Source organism: Agrobacterium sp. CMT1, from assembly GCF_037203725.1.
In the GTDB taxonomy this organism is placed as follows: domain Bacteria; phylum Pseudomonadota; class Alphaproteobacteria; order Rhizobiales; family Rhizobiaceae; genus Agrobacterium; species Agrobacterium pusense.
Window position 1 is genome coordinate 1 of record NZ_JBBCAR010000018.1, and the last position, 17,804, is coordinate 17,804.

At 58.5% G+C, this 17,804-nt stretch carries 16 protein-coding genes; 12 read left to right on the forward strand and 4 right to left on the reverse strand.

Annotated elements, in window-relative coordinates; all coding sequences use genetic code 11:
* Nucleotides 1-165 precede the first annotated feature (165 nt).
* The 5 genes from WA845_RS21280 (at nucleotide 166) to WA845_RS21300 (ending at nucleotide 7,918) form a co-directional block, all read left to right on the forward strand.
* On the forward strand, nucleotides 166-1,116 hold the full coding sequence (locus tag WA845_RS21280) for a phosphoribosylaminoimidazolesuccinocarboxamide synthase (protein ID WP_006699121.1): 951 nt from the start codon (nucleotides 166-168) through the stop codon (nucleotides 1,114-1,116).
* Nucleotides 1,117-1,118: 2 nt separating this feature from the next.
* A complete protein-coding gene (locus WA845_RS21285) occupies nucleotides 1,119-1,778 on the forward strand; it encodes a TetR/AcrR family transcriptional regulator (protein ID WP_004443597.1) in 660 nt (219 codons plus the stop codon).
* Nucleotides 1,779-1,976: 198 nt separating this feature from the next.
* Entirely contained in the window at nucleotides 1,977-3,179 is a 1,203-nt protein-coding gene (locus WA845_RS21290; RefSeq protein ID WP_006699119.1) for an efflux RND transporter periplasmic adaptor subunit, read from the forward strand.
* A 54-nt stretch (nucleotides 3,180-3,233) separates the two neighbouring features.
* Nucleotides 3,234-6,323: an efflux RND transporter permease subunit gene (locus tag WA845_RS21295; RefSeq protein ID WP_004443603.1), complete on the forward strand. Its 3,090-nt coding sequence runs from the start codon at nucleotides 3,234-3,236 to the stop codon at nucleotides 6,321-6,323.
* A gap of 149 nt (nucleotides 6,324-6,472) precedes the next feature.
* The gene (locus WA845_RS21300) at nucleotides 6,473-7,918 is read left to right on the forward strand and encodes an efflux transporter outer membrane subunit (RefSeq protein ID WP_022556884.1); all 1,446 of its coding nucleotides are present in this window, start codon (nucleotides 6,473-6,475) and stop codon (nucleotides 7,916-7,918) included.
* 117 nt (nucleotides 7,919-8,035) lie between these two features.
* On the opposite strand, the gene efp is transcribed toward WA845_RS21300, so the two are convergent.
* A complete protein-coding gene (gene efp, locus WA845_RS21305; protein ID WP_004443607.1) occupies nucleotides 8,036-8,605 on the reverse strand; it encodes an elongation factor P in 570 nt (189 codons plus the stop codon).
* Between the two features lie 250 nt (nucleotides 8,606-8,855).
* On the opposite strand from efp, the gene epmA reads away from it, so the two are divergent.
* The 3 genes from epmA (at nucleotide 8,856) to WA845_RS21320 (ending at nucleotide 11,551) form a co-directional block, all read left to right on the forward strand.
* Complete coding sequence (gene epmA, locus WA845_RS21310) at nucleotides 8,856-9,920, forward strand: EF-P lysine aminoacylase EpmA (protein WP_112553261.1); 1,065 nt, start codon at nucleotides 8,856-8,858, stop codon at nucleotides 9,918-9,920.
* Nucleotides 9,917-10,981 carry a lysine-2,3-aminomutase-like protein gene (locus WA845_RS21315; protein ID WP_112553259.1) on the forward strand — a complete coding sequence of 355 codons (1,065 nt, stop codon included), beginning with the start codon at nucleotides 9,917-9,919 and terminating at the stop codon, nucleotides 10,979-10,981. The genes epmA and WA845_RS21315 overlap by 4 nt, the downstream gene beginning before the upstream one ends.
* Nucleotides 10,982-11,359: 378 nt before the next feature.
* Nucleotides 11,360-11,551, forward strand: coding sequence for a hypothetical protein (locus WA845_RS21320; protein WP_003492264.1), 192 nt, complete (start codon nucleotides 11,360-11,362; stop codon nucleotides 11,549-11,551).
* A gap of 281 nt (nucleotides 11,552-11,832) precedes the next feature.
* Here the strand turns inward: WA845_RS21320 and WA845_RS21325 are convergent, their stop codons facing one another.
* Nucleotides 11,833-12,069 (reverse strand): Lrp/AsnC ligand binding domain-containing protein, encoded by a 237-nt coding sequence (locus WA845_RS21325; RefSeq protein WP_003521320.1) that lies wholly within the window; start codon nucleotides 12,067-12,069, stop codon nucleotides 11,833-11,835.
* A 102-nt stretch (nucleotides 12,070-12,171) separates the two neighbouring features.
* A complete protein-coding gene (locus WA845_RS21330; RefSeq protein WP_112553257.1) occupies nucleotides 12,172-13,098 on the reverse strand; it encodes a LysR substrate-binding domain-containing protein in 927 nt (308 codons plus the stop codon).
* A gap of 129 nt (nucleotides 13,099-13,227) precedes the next feature.
* Between WA845_RS21330 and WA845_RS21335 the strand changes: the two genes are divergently transcribed.
* From WA845_RS21335 to modC, 4 genes are all read left to right on the forward strand, one after another.
* Nucleotides 13,228-14,511, forward strand: a complete 1,284-nt coding sequence (locus tag WA845_RS21335; protein WP_035210224.1) for an NAD(P)/FAD-dependent oxidoreductase — start codon at nucleotides 13,228-13,230, stop codon at nucleotides 14,509-14,511.
* Nucleotides 14,512-14,819: 308 nt separating this feature from the next.
* Nucleotides 14,820-15,611, forward strand: a complete 792-nt coding sequence (gene modA / locus WA845_RS21340; RefSeq protein WP_112553255.1) for a molybdate ABC transporter substrate-binding protein — start codon at nucleotides 14,820-14,822, stop codon at nucleotides 15,609-15,611.
* A 47-nt stretch (nucleotides 15,612-15,658) separates the two neighbouring features.
* Entirely contained in the window at nucleotides 15,659-16,366 is a 708-nt protein-coding gene (gene modB, locus WA845_RS21345) for a molybdate ABC transporter permease subunit (RefSeq protein ID WP_112553253.1), read from the forward strand.
* Nucleotides 16,363-17,439 (forward strand): molybdenum ABC transporter ATP-binding protein, encoded by a 1,077-nt coding sequence (gene modC, locus WA845_RS21350; protein ID WP_112553251.1) that lies wholly within the window; start codon nucleotides 16,363-16,365, stop codon nucleotides 17,437-17,439. Before modB ends, modC begins: the two co-directional genes overlap by 4 nt.
* Here modC and WA845_RS21355 read toward each other — a convergent pair.
* Nucleotides 17,423-17,803 carry a winged helix-turn-helix domain-containing protein gene (locus WA845_RS21355; RefSeq protein ID WP_112553249.1) on the reverse strand — a complete coding sequence of 127 codons (381 nt, stop codon included), beginning with the start codon at nucleotides 17,801-17,803 and terminating at the stop codon, nucleotides 17,423-17,425. The genes modC and WA845_RS21355 overlap by 17 nt on opposite strands.
* Nucleotide 17,804: the final 1 nt, after the last annotated feature.

Genomic DNA, 17,804 nt, shown 5'->3' on the forward strand with positions numbered 1-17,804 from the left:
GCGTTGTTTTAGAATGATAGTTTCCAGAAGCGGCTAAAATATCGGCCTTTGTCGGCCGATAACATGGCGTCTGGTCCTGTTTCGGGAAACATGTAATAGGATCGAGCAGGAATTTAGACCGATCAGGGCGTTTGGCGTCCTGTAAAGACAAGAATTGGAGAGCCCGTGCGCATTCTCGATGAAGCCGTCATTCCCGAGCTGCCGAATTACTACCGTGGCAAGGTGCGGGAAAATTACGACCTGCCCGACGGCAATCGCATCATCATATCCACCGATCGTCTCAGCGCCTTTGATCGTATCCTCACCTGCATACCTTATAAGGGGCAGGTTCTGACACAGACGGCCCGCTACTGGTTCGAGCTGACGAAGGACATCTGCCCCAATCATGTGGTCGAATATCCCGACCCCAATGTCGTCATCGGCAAGCGGCTCGAAATACTGCCGGTCGAAGTGGTCGTTCGCGGTTATCTGGCCGGCACGACAGGCACCTCGATCCTCACCCTTTATAAGAAGGGCGAACGGCAGATGTACGGTATGAGCCTGCCGGATGGGATGAAGGACAACCAGGTCCTGCCCGAACCGGTGATCACACCCACCAGCAAAGCCTTTGATGGCGGCCATGATGAACCTTTGACGCCTTCAGAGATCGTAGAGAAGAAACTCCTGACGCAGGAGCAATGGAACGTGCTTTCCCATTATGCGCTGGCACTGTTCAAGCGCGGGCAGGAGATTGCCGCCAGACAGGGCCTCATTCTCGTTGACACGAAATACGAATTCGGAACGGATGAAAACGGGACGATCATTCTGGCCGACGAGATACACACACCGGACAGCAGCCGCTACTGGATGGCTGACAGCTATGAGGAAAGCTTTCGCAACGGCACACGGCCGGCAAGCTTCGACAAGGACTTTGTCAGAGCCTGGGTTGCCGAACGCTGCGACCCTTACAAGGACGAGGTGCCTGAAATTCCGCAGGACCTCGTCTTGCAAACCTCGAAGGTCTATATTGATGCTTACGAACGCATCACCGGACAGAGCTTCGTTCCCGACGATAGCGGCGAGACGCCGCTAGCAAGAGTACGCCGGAATCTGGAGCGGTTCTTCCCCGGAGTCTGACTGTGAACAAAATGATCGAACAGGCGAGAAAGGCCGACAGGAAGGGTGACCGTCCTGTCAGACGCCGGCCCCGCCGTTCCGCCGAGGAAACCCGGCGGGACATTCTCGCCAAGGCGGAAGAGCTTTTCCGGGAGCGCGGTTTCAATGCCGTTGCGATTGCCGATATCGCCGCGGCGCTAGGCATGTCTCCCGCCAATGTCTTCAAGAATTTCAGCTCGAAGAACGCCCTTGTCGACGCCCTTGGTTTCGAACAGATCGGCGCTTTCGAACGCCAGATCTGTCCGCTCGACAAAAGCCATGCGCCGCTTTCCAGATTGCGTCATCTGGCGCGCAACCTGATGGAGCAACACCACCAGGATCTCAATAAGAACCCCTATGTCTTCGAAATGATCCTGATGACCGCCAAGCAGGACATGAAGTGCGGAGACTATTACAAGTCCGTCATCGTGAAGCTGCTCGGCGAGATCATTCAGGATGGGATCGAAGCCGGAATCTATGCCGCCACGGATGTTTCTCCTCTGGCGGAAACCGTGCTCCACGCGCTGACCAGCGTCATTCATCCCGTCCTTATTGCGCGGGAAGATATCGGCAATTTGGCAACACGTTGCGATCAACTCGTCGATTTAGTCGATGCGGGATTGCGCAATCCGCTTGCTAAGTGACGATTCCCAATTTACGTCACCTTCTCGCAGTTGCTTGCGAAGCGCAAAAGCCTGCGCTTCTATGCGCATGCGGTCCGGATAGAATAAGCGAATCGGGTCCCTTCCAAGGCCTTCGCCTGTCGTATCTGTCTCCGGATGCGCATCCGCCGAGCGACATTGCGCTTATAGTTGAATGCGATCGATACGCAGGGAAGAACAATGAGCCGACGTATTTTACCCCTACTTGCTTCTCTGTGTGTGACCGCGATTCTGGCGGGCTGCAGCGATGGCGGCGAAAGCAGCCAGAACGCCGCCCAGGGCGCAGCGCGTCCGCCGTCTCCGGTCAGCGTCATTTTGATGAAGACCAGCGAATATCCGTTGACCACTGTTCTGCCCGGCCGCGCCAGCGCGTTCCAGACGGCTGAAATCCGGCCGCGGGTCACCGGCATCATCCGTGAAATTCCCTTCAAGGAAGGCAGCGAGGTGAAGCAGGGCGACGTTCTCTACCAGATCGAAGATAATACCTATCTGGCGGAAGTGGCGCAGGCCAAGGCAAACGTGGCGAAGGCGGAAGCGAGTGTCCCGAGCGCCGAAGCCAACCTTGCCCGGTACGAACGGCTGGTTAACAGCGGTGCCACCCAGATCGAATATGAAAACGCCAAGGTGACGCTGCTGCAGGCGCAGGCCGATGTGGCCCAGACCAAGGCGGCGCTGGAAACGGCGGAGATCAATCTCGATCTCACGAAGGTCCGTGCACCCTTCGACGGCATTACCAGCGCAACGGCCTTCAGCATCGGCAACGTGGTGACCGCGAACCAGACGACCGCTTTGACGACGCTTCGTCGCATCGATCCGATTTACATCGACCTGATGGAATCCAGCACCAATCTCCTGCGTCTGAAAAAGGCGATATCGTCCGGTCAGCTTGGTGGCGACACGAAAGAGACCGGCATTCATCTGACACTGGAAGATGGCACCGAATATAAGCATGACGGCAAGATCGACATGTCTGACATGGCGGTGAGCGAAACGACAGGCACCTTCTCCATCCGCGCCCTCTTCGATAATCCGGACGATCTCCTGCTTCCCGGCACCTATGTTCGCGCCACGCTCACCATCGGCAAGGAAAAGGGCTTCCGTATCCCGCAGCGCGCGGCGAGCCGCAACGCCAATGGCGAGCTGACGGCAAAATTCGTGACGGCGGAAAACAAGGTGGAAACCCGCACCTTCCCTTCCAGCCAGCAGTCGGGCAACGCCTGGCTGGTGACGGAAAACGTCAAGGATGGCGACAAGCTCATTGTCGACGGCTTCCAGTGGATCGCGGACGGCGCAACCGTGGCGCCGGTGGAAGTGACCATTGACGATCGGGGTATCGTCGTTGTGCCGCAGCAGGCTCAGCCTGCCGCCGCGCCTTCGAAATAAGCATGAGCGCGAGACCTCCGGTCGAAGCTCGTAAAAGGTAAGGCAAGGACTGCCATGGCCCATTTCTTCATCAGGCGCCCCGTTTTTGCATGGGTTATCGCCATCGTCATCATGCTGGGCGGCGCCCTTGCGATCTGGACTCTTTCCATTTCGCAATATCCCGACATTGCACCGACAACGGTCCGCGTCAGCGCGACCTACAATGGCGCCAGCGCCGAGACCGTGGAAAAATCGGTGACAACCATCATCGAGGACGGCATGACCGGCCTTGATGACCTCACCTATATGACCTCGTCGTCCTCGACCGGCAGTTCCGAAGTGACGCTGACATTCGGTAACAGCATCCTGCCTGACATCGCGCAGGTTCAGGTGCAGAACAAGCTGCAGCTTGTCCAGTCGCAATTGCCCGATACCGTGCAGCAGCGGGGTATCCAGGTCAGCCGCTCGACATCGAGCATCCTCATGGTTGGTGCACTGATCTCCACCGACGGCAAGCGCAATTCGGCCGATCTCGGCGACGTCTTCTCTTCGCGTGTCGAAGACCAGATCAAGCGCCTGGAAGGCGTGGGCAGCATCAATGTCTTCGGCTCCGAATATGCGATGCGTATCTGGCTGGATCCCTTCAAGCTCAACAAATACCAGCTGACCACCGCAGACGTCACCGGCGCCATCGAAAGCCAGAACACCCAGGTTTCGGTCGGTTCGCTCGGTGCCGTTCCCGCCGTCAAGGGTCAGCAGCTCAACGTGACGGTGACGGCGCAGAGCCAGCTCACCACTGTCGCCGACTTCGAATCGGTCATCCTGAAAGTCGAAAAGGATGGCGCAACCGTCCGCCTCAGCGATGTTGCCCGTATTGAAATCGGCCAGGAAACCTATGGCGGCGATTCCCGCTCCAATGGCCGCCCTTCGGCCGGTTTCGCCGTCAACCTTGCCACGGGTGCCAACGCGCTCGACACGGCGGCGCGTGTAAAAGCTGCCCTGACCAACGTCGAAGGTTCGCTGCCTGAAGGCGTCGCGATCGAATATCCCTATGACACGACGCCGTTCGTGAAACTGTCGATCGAAAAAGTGGTGCATACGCTGATCGAGGCGATCATCCTCGTCTTCGTCGTGCTTCTGGTGTTCCTGCAGAACCTCAGAGCCACCTTTATTCCGATGATCGCCGTGCCGGTCGTGCTTCTCGGCACCTTCGGCGTTCTTGCGCTCACCGGGTATTCCATCAATACGCTCACCATGTTCGCCATGGTTCTGGCCATCGGTCTGCTCGTTGATGACGCCATCGTCGTTGTCGAAAACGTCGAACGAATCATGTCGGAGGAGGGTTTGTCGCCCGTCGAGGCCACCGAGAAGTCGATGGGTGAGATCACTGGAGCCATCATCGGTATCGCGCTTGTGCTCACCGCCGTGTTCATTCCGATGGCCTTCTTCGGCGGATCGACGGGCATCATCTACCGCCAGTTCTCGATCACCATCGTTTCGGCCATGCTGCTTTCGGCCGTAGTCGCCATCGTGCTGACGCCGGCGCTCTGCGCCACCATGCTGAAGCCGATCGACCATCACAAGAAGCAGCGCGGGCCGGGCGCGTGGTTCAACCGCGGCTTCGGCAAGACGACGGACGGCTACGTGTCCTCCATCGGTTATCTGCTGAAGCGGCCCCTGCGCGTCATGATCATCTTCGCAATCGTCATCGGTGGCTGCGTCTGGTTCTTCAGCAAGCTCCCCAGCTCGTTCCTGCCGCAGGAAGACCAGGGCGTGCTCCTGACCATCATCCAGACGCCGACCGGTTCGAATATCGAGCGAACCAATGAGGTGGTGAAGCAGGTTGAAAACTACTTCCGCGAAAAGGAAGCCGCCAATGTCGAATCGGTTTTCGGCGTTCTCGGCTTCAGCTTCAGTGGTTCGGGCCAGAACAACGCCATCGTCTTCACCAAACTCAAGGATTTCGCCGAGCGAACGGCTCCCGACCAGCACGCGGGCGCCATCGTCCAGCGCGCCATGGGCACCTTCTTCGGTTTCCGCGATGCCCAGGTCTTCCCGCTTCTGCCGCCGGCCATTCAGGGCATGGGTACATCGAGCGGCTTCTCGATGTATCTCGTGGATAGCGGCCGCAACGGCACCGATGCCCTGACCGCTTCGTCCAAGGAACTGATTGCGCTTGCCACCGGCAATCCGAAGATCAGCTCGCTTCGAAGCGACAGCCAGGACAACGAAACCCAGATGAAGATCATCCTCGATCAGGAGAAGATGGGGGCAATGGGTGTCGATCTTTCCTCTGTCAATCTGATGCTGTCGACGATCTTCGCCGGTCGTGACGTCAATGACTTCACCCTCAACGGTGAACTCAAGCCCGTCTATGTCCAGGGCGACGCGCCTTACCGCATGCAGCCGGACGATCTCAAGTTCTGGTATGCCCGCAACACCAGCGGCGAGATGGTGCCATTCTCCTCCTTCAGCGAGGTGAAATGGATCAACGCTCCTCCGTCTCTGGCGCGCTTTAACGGCACGGGCGCCATCTCGCTCGAAGGCACTGCCGGCGCCGGCGTAGCCTCCGGTGATGCCATGGACGAGATGGAACGGCTGACGGCGAGCCTGCCGGGCGGTTACACGGTCGCGTGGCAGGGCATCTCCTATCAGGAACGCCTTTCCGGCTCACAGGCGCCGATGCTCTATGCGCTCTCGGTGCTGATCGTGTTCCTTTGCCTTGCCGCCCTTTATGAAAGCTGGTCCATCCCCTTCTCGGTTATCATGGCCGTGCCGGTGGGTGTCCTCGGCGCCTTGGCCGCGGCGCATTTCTTCGGCCAGTCGAACGACGTCTACTTCAAGGTGGGCCTGCTGACGACCATCGGCCTCGCGGCAAAGAATGCGATCCTGATCGTCGAATTCGCCAAGGAGAGACAGGAGCACGGGCTGAGTCTCATGGAAGCGACACTGGAGGCCGCGAAGCTGCGCCTGCGGCCGATCATCATGACATCGCTGGCCTTCATCCTCGGTGTTGTGCCTCTCGCAATCGCAACCGGTGCGGGTTCAGCCGCCCAAAATGCAATCGGGATTGGCGTGTTGGGTGGTATGCTTTCTGCAACACTGCTCGGAATTTTCTTCGTTCCGTCCTTTTTCGTCATCATTCGTCGCCTTTCAAGGCGTTAACAAAACAAAAATGGGCTGTGCCAACCGTTAATACGCTGCTAGAAATGTTGCCGATTTGGCAATTGCACGTTTCTACGGCAGATCGACCGCGCAGCCCATTTTTCACCAAGCCGCGCTCGGTAAGCCAACCAGAGAATTGGGAAAATTATATGCTGTCTATTCGCGCTACTCTTCCCCTGACAATGCTGCTGCTCTCAGGCTGCGTTGTTGGACCCGACCACAAGACACCGGAAATCCAATTGCCGGGAAAGTTTGCGGAAGCCGGAAAAACCAGTAACGGCGACATCAGCACCGTTGCGTGGTGGACAGCCTTCAATGACAGCCGCCTGAACGGTTACGTTGCTACCGGCCTGAAGCAGAACCTGACGGTGATGCAGGCCATAGAGCGTATCAACCAGGCTGAAGCCAACGTGATTTCAGCCGGCGCAGGCGGCCTGCCCAGCCTGACCGCCAATGGCAGCCACACGACCAGCGAAACGAAGGGCAGCTACCGCGACGTTCCTGTCACCAACGTCTCTTCCGGCAGCCTCAGCGTTTCCTGGCTGCTCGATCTCTTCGGCCGCTATCGTCGCGCCACGGAAAGCGCCAATGCATCGCTCGATGCGGCTTATTCAAGCGTCGACGTTCAGCGCCTGACGCTGATTTCCTCGGTTGCCTCGGCTTACATCGACGTACGCTATTATCAGGAGCGTCTGGCGATCGCCCGCCATAACCTGGCTTCCCGCCGTGAAACACTGGATCTGACCAAGCTTCAGCTTGAAGCCGGTGCGGCTTCGCGACTTGACGTTGTCCAGTCCGAAGGTCTGGTCAACTCCACCCTGTCCGACATACCGGGCCTCGAAACCAACTTCCGCAAGGCGGCGCACCGCATCGCCACGCTGCTCGGCCTGCCAGCTTCGTCGCTGATCGCCGAGTTGCAGAAGGGCGCGCGTCAGCCCGTGGCCCGCAGTGTGCCACGCACCGGCATTCCGGCAGATCTCATTCGCAACCGTCCGGATATCCGTGTCGCCGAGCGTGAACTTGCGGCAGCCGTGGCAAAGATCGGCGTTGCCGAATCGCAGCTTTATCCGAGCATTGAACTCGGCGGCGCCATCACCCCGAGCTACAACTTCGTCAGCGGCGGCAACAGAGGTACGGCAAACAGCTGGTCCTTCGGCCCGAGCCTTGTTCTTCCGATCCTCGATGGCGGCAGCATCCGCGCCAATATCGACCTCGCCAACTCGCAGGCGCGCGAAGAATATCTCGCATGGAAGCAGACGGTCCTCAACGCCGTCGAAGAGGTTGAAAACGCCCTTGCCGCAGTCAATCGCGACCAGCGCACCGCCGACGCATTGCGCAAGACGGTCGCTTCCTACCAGGAAGCGTTGCAGCTCTCGACCGCCAGCTACCGCGACGGTGCCTCTTCGCTGCTCGACGTTCTCGATGCGCAGCGTCAGGTTTCCGCCGCACAGGCAAGCCTTGCCACGGCGATCCAGCAGACCGCGCAGGACTATGTGTCGCTGAACGTGGCGCTGGGCGGCGGTTATGCCTTTGGCCAGACGACCGCGCCGAAGAAGCCGGCAGGCCCGACCGTTACGGCGGCCAAGGGCATGTAATCAACAGCCCGAAAAGACAAAAAAAAGCCCGCGTCTCGACGCGGGCTTTTTGTTATTCGCGGCATGGAATAAAAAAAGCACCGGGAACCGGTGCTTTTGTCTACTCGATCGCCAGGATCAGTTCTTGGCGCGCTCGACGTAGGAATTGTCTTCCGTCGCGATGACCACGCGAATGCCGGCATCGATATGCGGCGGCACCATGGTGCGGATGCCGTTGGAAAGAATGGCGGGCTTGTAAGAAGAAGACGCCGTCTGGCCTTTTACGACCGGCTCGGTTTCCGTGATCTCAAGCGTGACGTGGCGCGGCAGTTCGACAGCCAGCGGATTGCCTTCGTGGATGGAAAGAACGCAGGTCATGCCTTCCTGAAGATAGGCCTTCTGGTCACCCATCGTCTCCGCATCCACCACGACCTGATCGTAATTCTCAGGGTTCATGAAGTGGAAGCCTTCGCCATCTTCATAGAGAAACTGGAAGTTCAGGTCTTCAACAAAAGCACGCTCGACCTGCTCGGTGGTGCGCCAGCGCTCGGAGACCTTCACGCCATCGACGATGCGGCGCATGTCCACCTGCGTGACCGGCGTGCCCTTGCCGGGATGAAAGTTCTGCGCGGTGAGAACGACGTAAAGCTTGCCGTCCACGTCGAGAACATTGCCCTTGCGGACGGATGAGGCGATAACCTTGACCATATGACTTCCTTGTAACTCGATGAAATGCGTCGTAAAGGACTGCGCGGCAGCACCAGCCCCGGCAGACGTTTTGTCTTTTTTCTGGGGCGCAACTACCTTAAATCCGCACGGATTGCCAGCCTTCTACAGCAATTCGCGGAAGAGTACCTAGCGGTTTTCGCCCCGGAACCGCTTTAAATAACGCAACCAGGTGTTTTGCAGCCTGTTTATCCGCAATCCGGGGCGGGGCAGAAGACGGAAACGAAGAACGATGCGCGCAAGCAACGAAACAATGTCGCCATGGTGGACGCCCGACGTCCATGCCGACCGTCGCGCCTTCCTGCTTGGCCGCAACGCCGTCCAGTCGGCCTTTCGCGGCTATTTCGCCCGCGCCGATTTTCTGGAGGTCGATACCGCCACCCTGCAGATCTCGCCAGGCAACGAGGCACATCTCCACGCATTTGCCACTGAAGGCGTGACGCCGGGCGGCGACGCCGTGCCGCTTTATCTTCACACGTCTCCGGAATTCGCCTGCAAGAAGCTGCTTGCCGCGGGTGAGAAACGCATCTCCTGTTTCGCCCATGTCTACAGGAACCGGGAGCGGGGCCCGCTGCACCACCCCGAATTCACCATGCTGGAATGGTATCGCGCAGGCGAAACCTATGAGAGCCTGATGAAGGACAGCGCCAGTCTTCTCGCTCTCGCGGCCGAAACCACGGGTACGAAACATTTTTCCTATCGCGGGCGCAGCGTTGATCCCTTTCTCGAGCCCGAACGCCTGAGTGTCGCTGAGGCCTTCGAACGCTATGCCGGAATCGACCTTCTGGCCACAATCAGCGGAGACGGCGAGACCGACAGCCGGCACCTTGCCGCAAGCCTCGCCAGTGCCGGCATCCGGGTGGCCGAGGATGATACCTGGGCGGATATGTTCAGCCGTGTCATCGTCGAACGGGTCGAGCCGGAACTTGGCTTCGGACGCGCAACAATTCTCGATGAATATCCGGCAAGCGAAGCAGCCCTCGCCCGCAGATCCCCGAGGGATGCGCGCGTGGCGGAACGTTTCGAGCTTTATGCCTGCGGCGTGGAACTTGCCAATGCCTTCGGTGAATTGACCGACGCTGCCGAGCAGAGGCGGCGTTTTGAAACGGAGATGGCGGAAAAGCAGCGTGTCTATGGCGAGACTTATCCGCTGGACGAGGATTTTCTGGCTGCGCTCGCCATCATGCCGCCGGCAAGCGGCATAGCTCTGGGTTTCGACCGGCTGGTGATGCTGGCCACAGGCGCACCCCGCATCGATCTCGTCATGTGGGCCCCGGTTGTGGAATACGGACGATGACAGGCTCTGAGACCATCAAGACACCGGAGGCACTGCTGGAAGCAGGGCTGATCGAAGCCGGCGCACTCGACAGCCTGCGGCCGGTCACGCAGCGTTACGCACTGGCTATCACGCCAGCGGTTGCCGAACTGATCGACCTCGGCGATCCGAACGATCCCATCGCCCGGCAGTTTGTGCCGGATGCGGCCGAGCTTCTCCATCTTGCCGAAGAGCGAGAGGATCCGATAGGCGATGACGCCCATAGCCCCGTGCATGGCATCGTTCACCGTTATCCGGACCGGGTTCTTTTAAAGGCGGTGCATATATGCCCCGTTTATTGCCGTTTCTGTTTTCGCCGTGAAATGGTCGGGCCGCAGGGTAATGGCATGATGAGCCCGCAGCAGCTGGACGCCGCATTCGACTATATAAAGGCGAACCCGGCGATCTGGGAGGTCATCCTCACCGGCGGCGATCCACTGGTGCTCTCCCCGCGGCGACTTTTCGATCTGATGCAACGACTGAAAGACATATCGCATGTGAAGATCGTCCGCTTCCACACCCGCGTGCCCGTAGTCGATCCCGATCGCATCGATGAAGCGATGATCGACGCGCTGAAATCCAGCGGCAAGACGACTTATGTTGCCCTGCATGCGAATCACGCGCGGGAACTCGGCGACGCCTCAAGACTAGCCTCGGCACGCCTCATTGATGCGGGGATCGCCATGGTCAGCCAGACCGTGCTTTTAAAAGGTGTCAACGACGATCCCGCGATTCTTGCCGAACTGATGCGGGCATTCGTCGAGATCCGCATCAAGCCCTATTATCTTCACCACCCCGATCTGGCGCCCGGCACCAGCCACTTCCGCCTGTCGATAGAAGAAGGGCAGCGAATCGTGTCTGCCTTGCGCGGACGCATCTCCGGTCTCTGCCAGCCGACCTATGTTCTCGACATACCCGGCGGCCACGGCAAGGCGCCCATTGGCGGAAATGCGGCCGAAAAGACCCGGGACGGCCGTTTTTCAATATCTGACTTCAACGGAAACGATCATATTTATCCGCCGCAGCCCTCCGGACACGATTAAAAAAGCTAAAAAAGCCCGTTACGCCGGGCCTTTTGACGCCGGCCCCGAGCGGAAACAAAAATTTCACAATTCCGCCCCTCTCCTGTCATCATAAAGAAAAATATTCTACCTATAACAATCAGCATTGATTTTAGTGCTGGTCTGGATTATCAGTGTGGAACTGGAGAACGAGTCTCCTGATTCCGGATCAACACCAATACAGGGAGTGTGTCATGTCAAAATACAATCGCATCAACGCAATCCTTGGTCTTGAATCCTGGAATGCTGGATTTAAATCCACGTGTTCCCGCTGCTGTCGAATGTGACTTAACAGTCTCAATTTCCTGAAAATCAGTTCGACAACATGCTGTGAGAAGTAGCCACAGCGGGAGTTTATCTATGCAGAAGCAAGTTATTGAATTCGCCGGCGAGCCCGTCGGCATCGTCATCCCGGACAACGACCGGCTGAAGTTTATTGCGGTGAAGTTCCACGTTCACGATCTGGACGAGCAGAAGTTCGACAGTGCGGACGATGTGCGGATCGCGATTCGCGACCTCGTGCGTAATCGGAACCTGGCCGCGGTAGCCTGATGCGCGAAAGCCATCGCCCGCTTACAAAACCGTCAAAACGAAAGCGCGCCCCATATCGGACCCGACATTGTGGGCCGGCGGCGCGCTTTTCCTTTGGCTGACAGTCCTGCCTGCAAGACACCGCCTTCCACTTTAATAGGTCTGCCTATGCAGGTTTTTGCGAAATTCGCAAACGCGCCTAAGCCCCCCCCCCCACATTTCCTTGTTCCGACAAGGCGCTGAGCTGGCAGGCTCCCGGGACGGGAAGAATGAGAGGCCGTCGCAGACTCTCAAGTTTGATGTCAGAAGGCCGTAAAGGTCAGCGTTGTCAGCGAACGAACGATGCCCGGAATATTGACGATGTTCTGATTGATGAATTTGCCGATATCCTCTTCCTGCGGAAGATAGATTTTCAGCAGAAGATCATATTCACCGCTGGTGGAATAAAGTTCGGAAACCAGTTCGGTTTTATAGATGGCGTCGGCGACATCATAGGTCTTGCCGGGCTCGCATTGAAGCTGAACAAAAATGGGCTTCACGGACATCTCCCGTATTGAAACTTTCAAGGCACGGCTCTGGCGCCACGCATCACGGCGCACTATTGGCTGAGCCGCATCGTTCTTGCAAGACCGCGCAAGGGTTTAAGCGGAAAACTCCCCGGCCTCGACGCCGGTTCCACCTCCTGCCTCGGAAACGATCCAGCGCCGAAAGCTTTCAAGCGGTGCGTAACCGGCGCGATCCGGCATACAGGCGAGATAATACGCCTCCTCGCTTTCCGCCTCGCCGGCAACGGCCGCGACAAGTCGGCCGCTTCGCAACTCCTCTTCGATCATGAAAGCAGGAATGAGCGACACACCGAGACCGGCGCTCGCCGCTTCGGTGATGGTGGTGAACTGATCGAAAAGCATGCCGTGGACATTGTCGAATACCACGCCGTGACTGCGAAACCATTGCTCCCAGGCATCGGGTCGGGTTGTCATGTGGAGTAGCGGCACATGAAGCAGATCATCAGGCGTAGAAAATCGGTGTCGCGTTTTGAAAGCGGGGCTGCATACGGCAACGATCTTTTCGTGCATCAGGAAAACAAGTTCGGTACCCGGCCAGTGCGGCAAGCCGAAATGAATCGCCGCATCGACCGTATCGGTCTTGAAATCGAAAAGCGAAGACCGCGTCAGAAGATTGACGGAAATACCCGGGTGGCGTGCGATAAAAGCGGGCAGGCGCGGCACGAGCCAGCGTGTGCCGAAGCTTGGCAGCACCCCGAGATTGAGCGTGCCGCCATCCGGATTGGCGCGCAGATTGAGGGAAGCCGTCGATATGCGCCGCAGGGCTTCGCGTATTTCCCGGCCATAACCCTCCCCTGCCCTTGTCAACCGGATCGTCTGTCGCTCGCGAAGGAACAGCGCCGCCCCGAGCTGTTCTTCGAGGGCCAGGATTTGCCGGCTGACGGCACCCTGGGTCAGGCCGAGCTCCCGCGCAGCCGCGGTAACGCTGCCGGTGCGCGAAGCGGCTTCGAATGCCGCGAGTAGCGAAAGCGACGGCAAAAAACGGCGGGGCGGCAGAACCATATTCCCTCACGGAATGTACTCTTGACGATATGTCGATATTCAACAGGCGGCGAGGCTTGTAAAGTCTTATAAACAAGGGCTTGTCACTCATACGAAAACCAAATGAACTCGCCCGGACATGGTGGAACGATGTATAATGACCCCCGCTCGCACGGCCTCTGGGAAAAGACCGCGCCGCAGCCACCCGCAACCGCTGCGTTAAAAGGCTCCGTGGCTGCCGATGTCGTTATCGTCGGTGGCGGTTTCACCGGGCAATCTGCGGCGCTCCACCTTGCCAAACGGGACATAAATGTCGTCCTGCTCGAAGCCAGGGAAATCGGCTTCGGCGGCGCGGGGCGCAATGTCGGCCTTATCAATGGCGGCATGTGGGTCATGCCGAAAGAATTGCCTGGCGTGCTGGGCGAAACTTACGGCGAGCGGCTTCTCGGCCTTCTGGGCAATGCGCCACTTCTCGTGCGAGACCTGGTGGAAAAACACGCAATTCCCTGCGAGATCGAAAAAAACGGAACGCTGCATTGCGCAGTTGGTGAAAAAGGGCTCCGTGAAATCCGCGAACGCTGCGAACAATGGGCCGAAAGGGGCGCGCCTGTTCGTGTTCTCGATGCAGAGGAAACGGCCAGACGCACTGGCACGACAGCCTATTCCGGCGCACTTCTGGATACGCGTGCAGGCACAATTCAGCCGCTCGCCTATGTTCGCGGTCTCGCCGCCGCCGCGCAGAAGGCGGGCGCACGGCTGTATACGGATAGCCCCGTGGTAGCCACCGAACGCAACGGTGGACAATGGGTCGTGAAGACGCCAAACGGATCGGTAACCGCCAAATGGATCGTGGTGGCGACCGAAGCCTACAGCACGGGACCGTGGCAGGTCGTTCGCGATGAACAGATTTATCTGCCCTATTTCAACTTCGCGACCAGACCTCTCGGCGACGTTCTGCAAAAAAGCATCCTCCCCGGCCGCGAGGGCTGCTGGGACACGAAGGAAATTCTCTCATCCTTCCGCATGGACAAGGCTGGCCGGCTGGTCTTCGGCAGTGTCGGGGCGCTGCGCGGCACGGGTGCCGCCATTCACCGCGCCTGGGCGAAACGGTCGTTGAAGCGGCTTTTTCCGCAGCTTGGGGATACCGAGTTCGAGTGTGAATGGTATGGCCAGATCGGTATGACCGACAATGCCGTGCCCCGCTTTCACAAATTCGCCGAAAATGTCGTCGGCTTTTCAGGCTATAATGGCCGCGGCATCGCACCGGGCACGGCCTTCGGCAAAGTCATTGCACAGCATGTTCTCGGTGAGATAACCGAGGCGGAATTGCCTTTGCCTTTAACGGAACCAAAAGCGCAGCCCTTCAGGGCGCTGAAGGAAGCCTATTACGAAGCAGGTGCACAGATAGCCCATTTCGCCGGCGAGCGTTTTTGATCCGACTTACGGTCCGGCAGAAACATTGGGCCCGATATCTGATTACGACCTTTGCCGTTTCTTGTGTGCTTGCCATCCCCCACAGCTGTCACGGCGTTTCAGTCCGCCCAAATCTACGGTCTGAAAAGACACTCCCGTGACGCAGACGCTCATCCAATGCATTCCTGTGGCGAGCAGAGAACTGAGGTTGGAAGCCCCCCCAACCCCGGGAATTTTGTCATCCTTCGATATATCCTTGAAAATATAATGAATGCGCTATAGGCCTATCGATATATTCATAGGAATATCTCGTACCGGGGCATCACACCATGAGACTTTTGCGTCGCAGCTTCTTCAAAACCATCGCCACAGTGACGTCCTTCTGGCTGGCGGCCTCCTTTGCAGCCGTTCCGGCCCATGCCGCCGAAAAAGTCACGGTGTTGGCCGCAGCCAGCATGAAAAACGCACTGGACGGCATCAACGCCGAGTGGGCGAAGGAAAGCGGTAATGAAGCGGCGGCTTCTTATGCCGCAAGTTCAGCGCTCGCCAAGCAGATCGAGCAGGGCGCACCAGCGGATATCTTCATTTCCGCCGACCTTGCATGGATGAATTATGTCGCTGAAAAGAAGCTGATCAACGCTGACAGCCGCTCCAATCTTCTAGGCAACCGCATCGTTCTCGTCGCTCCCGCCGACAAGGCCAAGCCGGTCGAGATCAAGCAGGGCTTTGATCTTGGGGCTCTGGTAGGTGACAGCCGCCTGGCCATGGGCGCGGTGGATTCCGTACCCGCCGGCAAATACGGCAAGGCCGCGCTGGAAAAACTCGGCGTCTGGTCGTCGGTCGAACAAAAGGTCGCCGGCGCGGAAAGCGTGCGTGCCGCCCTGCTGCTCGTCTCGCGCGGAGAGGCGCCCTATGGCATCGTCTACCAAACCGATGCGGCTGCCGATCCCGGTGTGAAGATCGTCGGCACGTTCCCTGAAGACAGCCATCCGCCGATCATCTATCCCGTGGCCATTCTTTCGGAGGCAAAATCGCCGGCGGCAAAAGCCTATCTGGATTTCCTGAAGTCCGAAAAGGCAACGCCCTTCTTCGAAAAGCAAGGCTTTACGGTTTTGAAATAAACTGCTTTGCCTGGCCCAGGGGCCGCAAGAGATGACGGTTACGGGATATGGCGTTGCATTGGTGGACACTCAGCCCTGAAGAATGGATGGCGATCAGGCTCAGCCTGTGGGTGTCCTCCGTTGCCATGCTCGCCAGCCTGCCGTTCGGCATTCTCATCGCCTTGGCGTTGGCGCGCGGCCGCTTCTGGGGCAAGTCTCTCCTCAACGGCATCGTCCACCTGCCGCTTATCCTGCCGCCCGTCGTAACCGGTTTTCTGCTGCTCGTTCTCTTCGGCCGCCGGGGCGCGATCGGACAATTTCTCGACAGCTGGTTCGGCATCGTCTTCTCCTTCCGGTGGACGGGGGCAGCTCTCGCATGCGCTGTCATGGCCTTTCCGCTGATGGTGCGCTCCATCCGCCTTTCCATCGAAGCGGTGGATCGCAAGCTGGAAGAGGCGGCGGGAACATTGGGGGCCAATCCGCTCTGGGTGTTCCTCACCGTTACCCTGCCCCTGATCCTGCCCGGCATCATCGCCGGCATGATTCTCGCTTTCGCCAAGGCCATGGGCGAATTTGGCGCGACCATCACTTTCGTTTCAAACATTCCGGGCGAAACGCAGACATTGTCCGCCGCCATCTACACCTTCACGCAGGTCCCGGGCGGCGACGCCGGTGCGCTGCGGCTTACAATCGTTTCGGTTGCGATTTCCATGCTCGCTCTGCTCGTCTCGGAATTGCTGGCCCGCGTAATCGGCAAACGGATGAGCATGGAATGACGCTTTCGGTTTCCATCCGCCACCGTCTTGGCGCCTTCGAACTTGACGCGTCATTCATGTCCGAAGGCGGAGTGACCGCGCTTTTCGGGCGCTCGGGCTCCGGCAAAACCTCAGTGATGCGCATCATCGCCGGCCTCCTGCGACCGGATGATGGACAAGTTTCACTTGATGGCAAAGTGCTGAGCGACAGCGAGAAACGACTGTTTCTGCCGGCGCACAAACGCCATTTCGGTTATGTCTTTCAGGAAGCGCGGCTCTTCCCGCATCTCAGCGTCGCCCAAAACCTGAACTATGGCAGGTGGTTCACTGCGAATAAAACGACGGGCACGGATGGGGACCATATCGTCGACATGCTCGGCATTGGCCATCTTCTGCACCGACGCCCGAACAAACTTTCCGGCGGCGAAAAGCAACGTGTGGCTATCGGCCGCGCCCTGCTTTCTTCACCCAGATTGCTGCTGATGGACGAGCCGCTCGCCTCGCTGGACGAACAGCGGAAAGCGGAGATCATTCCCTATCTCGAACGGCTGCGGGACGAGACGAAAATCCCTGTTGTCTATGTCAGCCACTCGATCCACGAGGTCGCCCGTCTGGCCGATCGCATCGTTGTTATGAAAGACGGAACGGTGGAAACGCAGGGAAAAGCCGCCGAGGTGCTGGCAAGACCCGATTTGAGCACCCATCTCGAAAGGCGCGAGGCGGGCAGCATTCTTTCCGGGCGCATTGAAAGCTTCGACGAGCGGCATGGGCTTGCCGCCGTAAAGCTAAAAACCATGCTGCTTCACGTTCCGGCAAAAAGCGGAATATGCGGCAGCCCGGTGCGCGTGCTCATACCCGCACGCGATGTAATGCTTGCAACCGTAAAACCTGAAGGCTTGAGCGCGCTCAACATTCTCAACGGCCGTGTCGCAAACGTTTCCGTGAGCGAAGACGCCATGGTCACGGTTCAGGTGGATTGCGGCGGTGACATCATCCAGTCGCGCATCACAGACCTCTCTCGCGAAAGGTTGCAGCTGGAACCCGGAAAACCGGTGCATGCAATCATAAAGTCAGCGGCTATCGATCCCTATTGAGAGCAGCGTCAGGATTGCGGTTGGCCTCCAGCCAGTCGATATCCTGATGTAAGGCCTCGTTCATCCGCGTTTGCATGTCGCGATAACGCGCCAGCAATTCGGTGCCGAAGACGGTCAGCGCCGCCCCGCCGCCCTGTTTGCCGCCGCGCTGCGATTCGATAACCGGTTGTCGAAACATATGGTTCAGCGCATCCACCAACAGCCACGCGCGGCGGTATGACATGTCCATCGCCCGCCCGGCGGCGGAGATCGAGCCGGTTTCGACAATCAGTTCCATCAATTCGATCTTGCCGTGGCCGAGGCGTTCTCCGGGCGGAAAATCTATGCGAAGGACAGGTTTCAGTTGCGGAAGAGCCTCACTCATC

Excerpts from the sequence above, each read along its gene's own strand:
- WA845_RS21290 (WP_006699119.1), top strand. The coding sequence starts at position 1,977 with ATGAGCCGACGTATTTTACCCCTACTTGCTTCTCTGTGTGTGACCGCG.
- WA845_RS21295 (WP_004443603.1), top strand. The coding sequence starts at position 3,234 with ATGGCCCATTTCTTCATCAGGCGCCCCGTTTTTGCATGGGTTATCGCC.
- WA845_RS21300 (WP_022556884.1), top strand. The coding sequence starts at position 6,473 with ATGCTGTCTATTCGCGCTACTCTTCCCCTGACAATGCTGCTGCTCTCA.
- efp (WP_004443607.1), bottom strand. The coding sequence starts at position 8,605 with ATGGTCAAGGTTATCGCCTCATCCGTCCGCAAGGGCAATGTTCTCGAC.
- epmA (WP_112553261.1), top strand. The coding sequence starts at position 8,856 with ATGCGCGCAAGCAACGAAACAATGTCGCCATGGTGGACGCCCGACGTC.
- WA845_RS21315 (WP_112553259.1), top strand. The coding sequence starts at position 9,917 with ATGACAGGCTCTGAGACCATCAAGACACCGGAGGCACTGCTGGAAGCA.
- WA845_RS21320 (WP_003492264.1), top strand. The coding sequence starts at position 11,360 with ATGCAGAAGCAAGTTATTGAATTCGCCGGCGAGCCCGTCGGCATCGTC.
- WA845_RS21330 (WP_112553257.1), bottom strand. The coding sequence starts at position 13,098 with ATGGTTCTGCCGCCCCGCCGTTTTTTGCCGTCGCTTTCGCTACTCGCG.
- WA845_RS21335 (WP_035210224.1), top strand. The coding sequence starts at position 13,228 with ATGTATAATGACCCCCGCTCGCACGGCCTCTGGGAAAAGACCGCGCCG.
- modA (WP_112553255.1), top strand. The coding sequence starts at position 14,820 with ATGAGACTTTTGCGTCGCAGCTTCTTCAAAACCATCGCCACAGTGACG.
- modB (WP_112553253.1), top strand. The coding sequence starts at position 15,659 with ATGGCGTTGCATTGGTGGACACTCAGCCCTGAAGAATGGATGGCGATC.
- modC (WP_112553251.1), top strand. The coding sequence starts at position 16,363 with ATGACGCTTTCGGTTTCCATCCGCCACCGTCTTGGCGCCTTCGAACTT.
- WA845_RS21355 (WP_112553249.1), bottom strand. The coding sequence starts at position 17,803 with ATGAGTGAGGCTCTTCCGCAACTGAAACCTGTCCTTCGCATAGATTTT.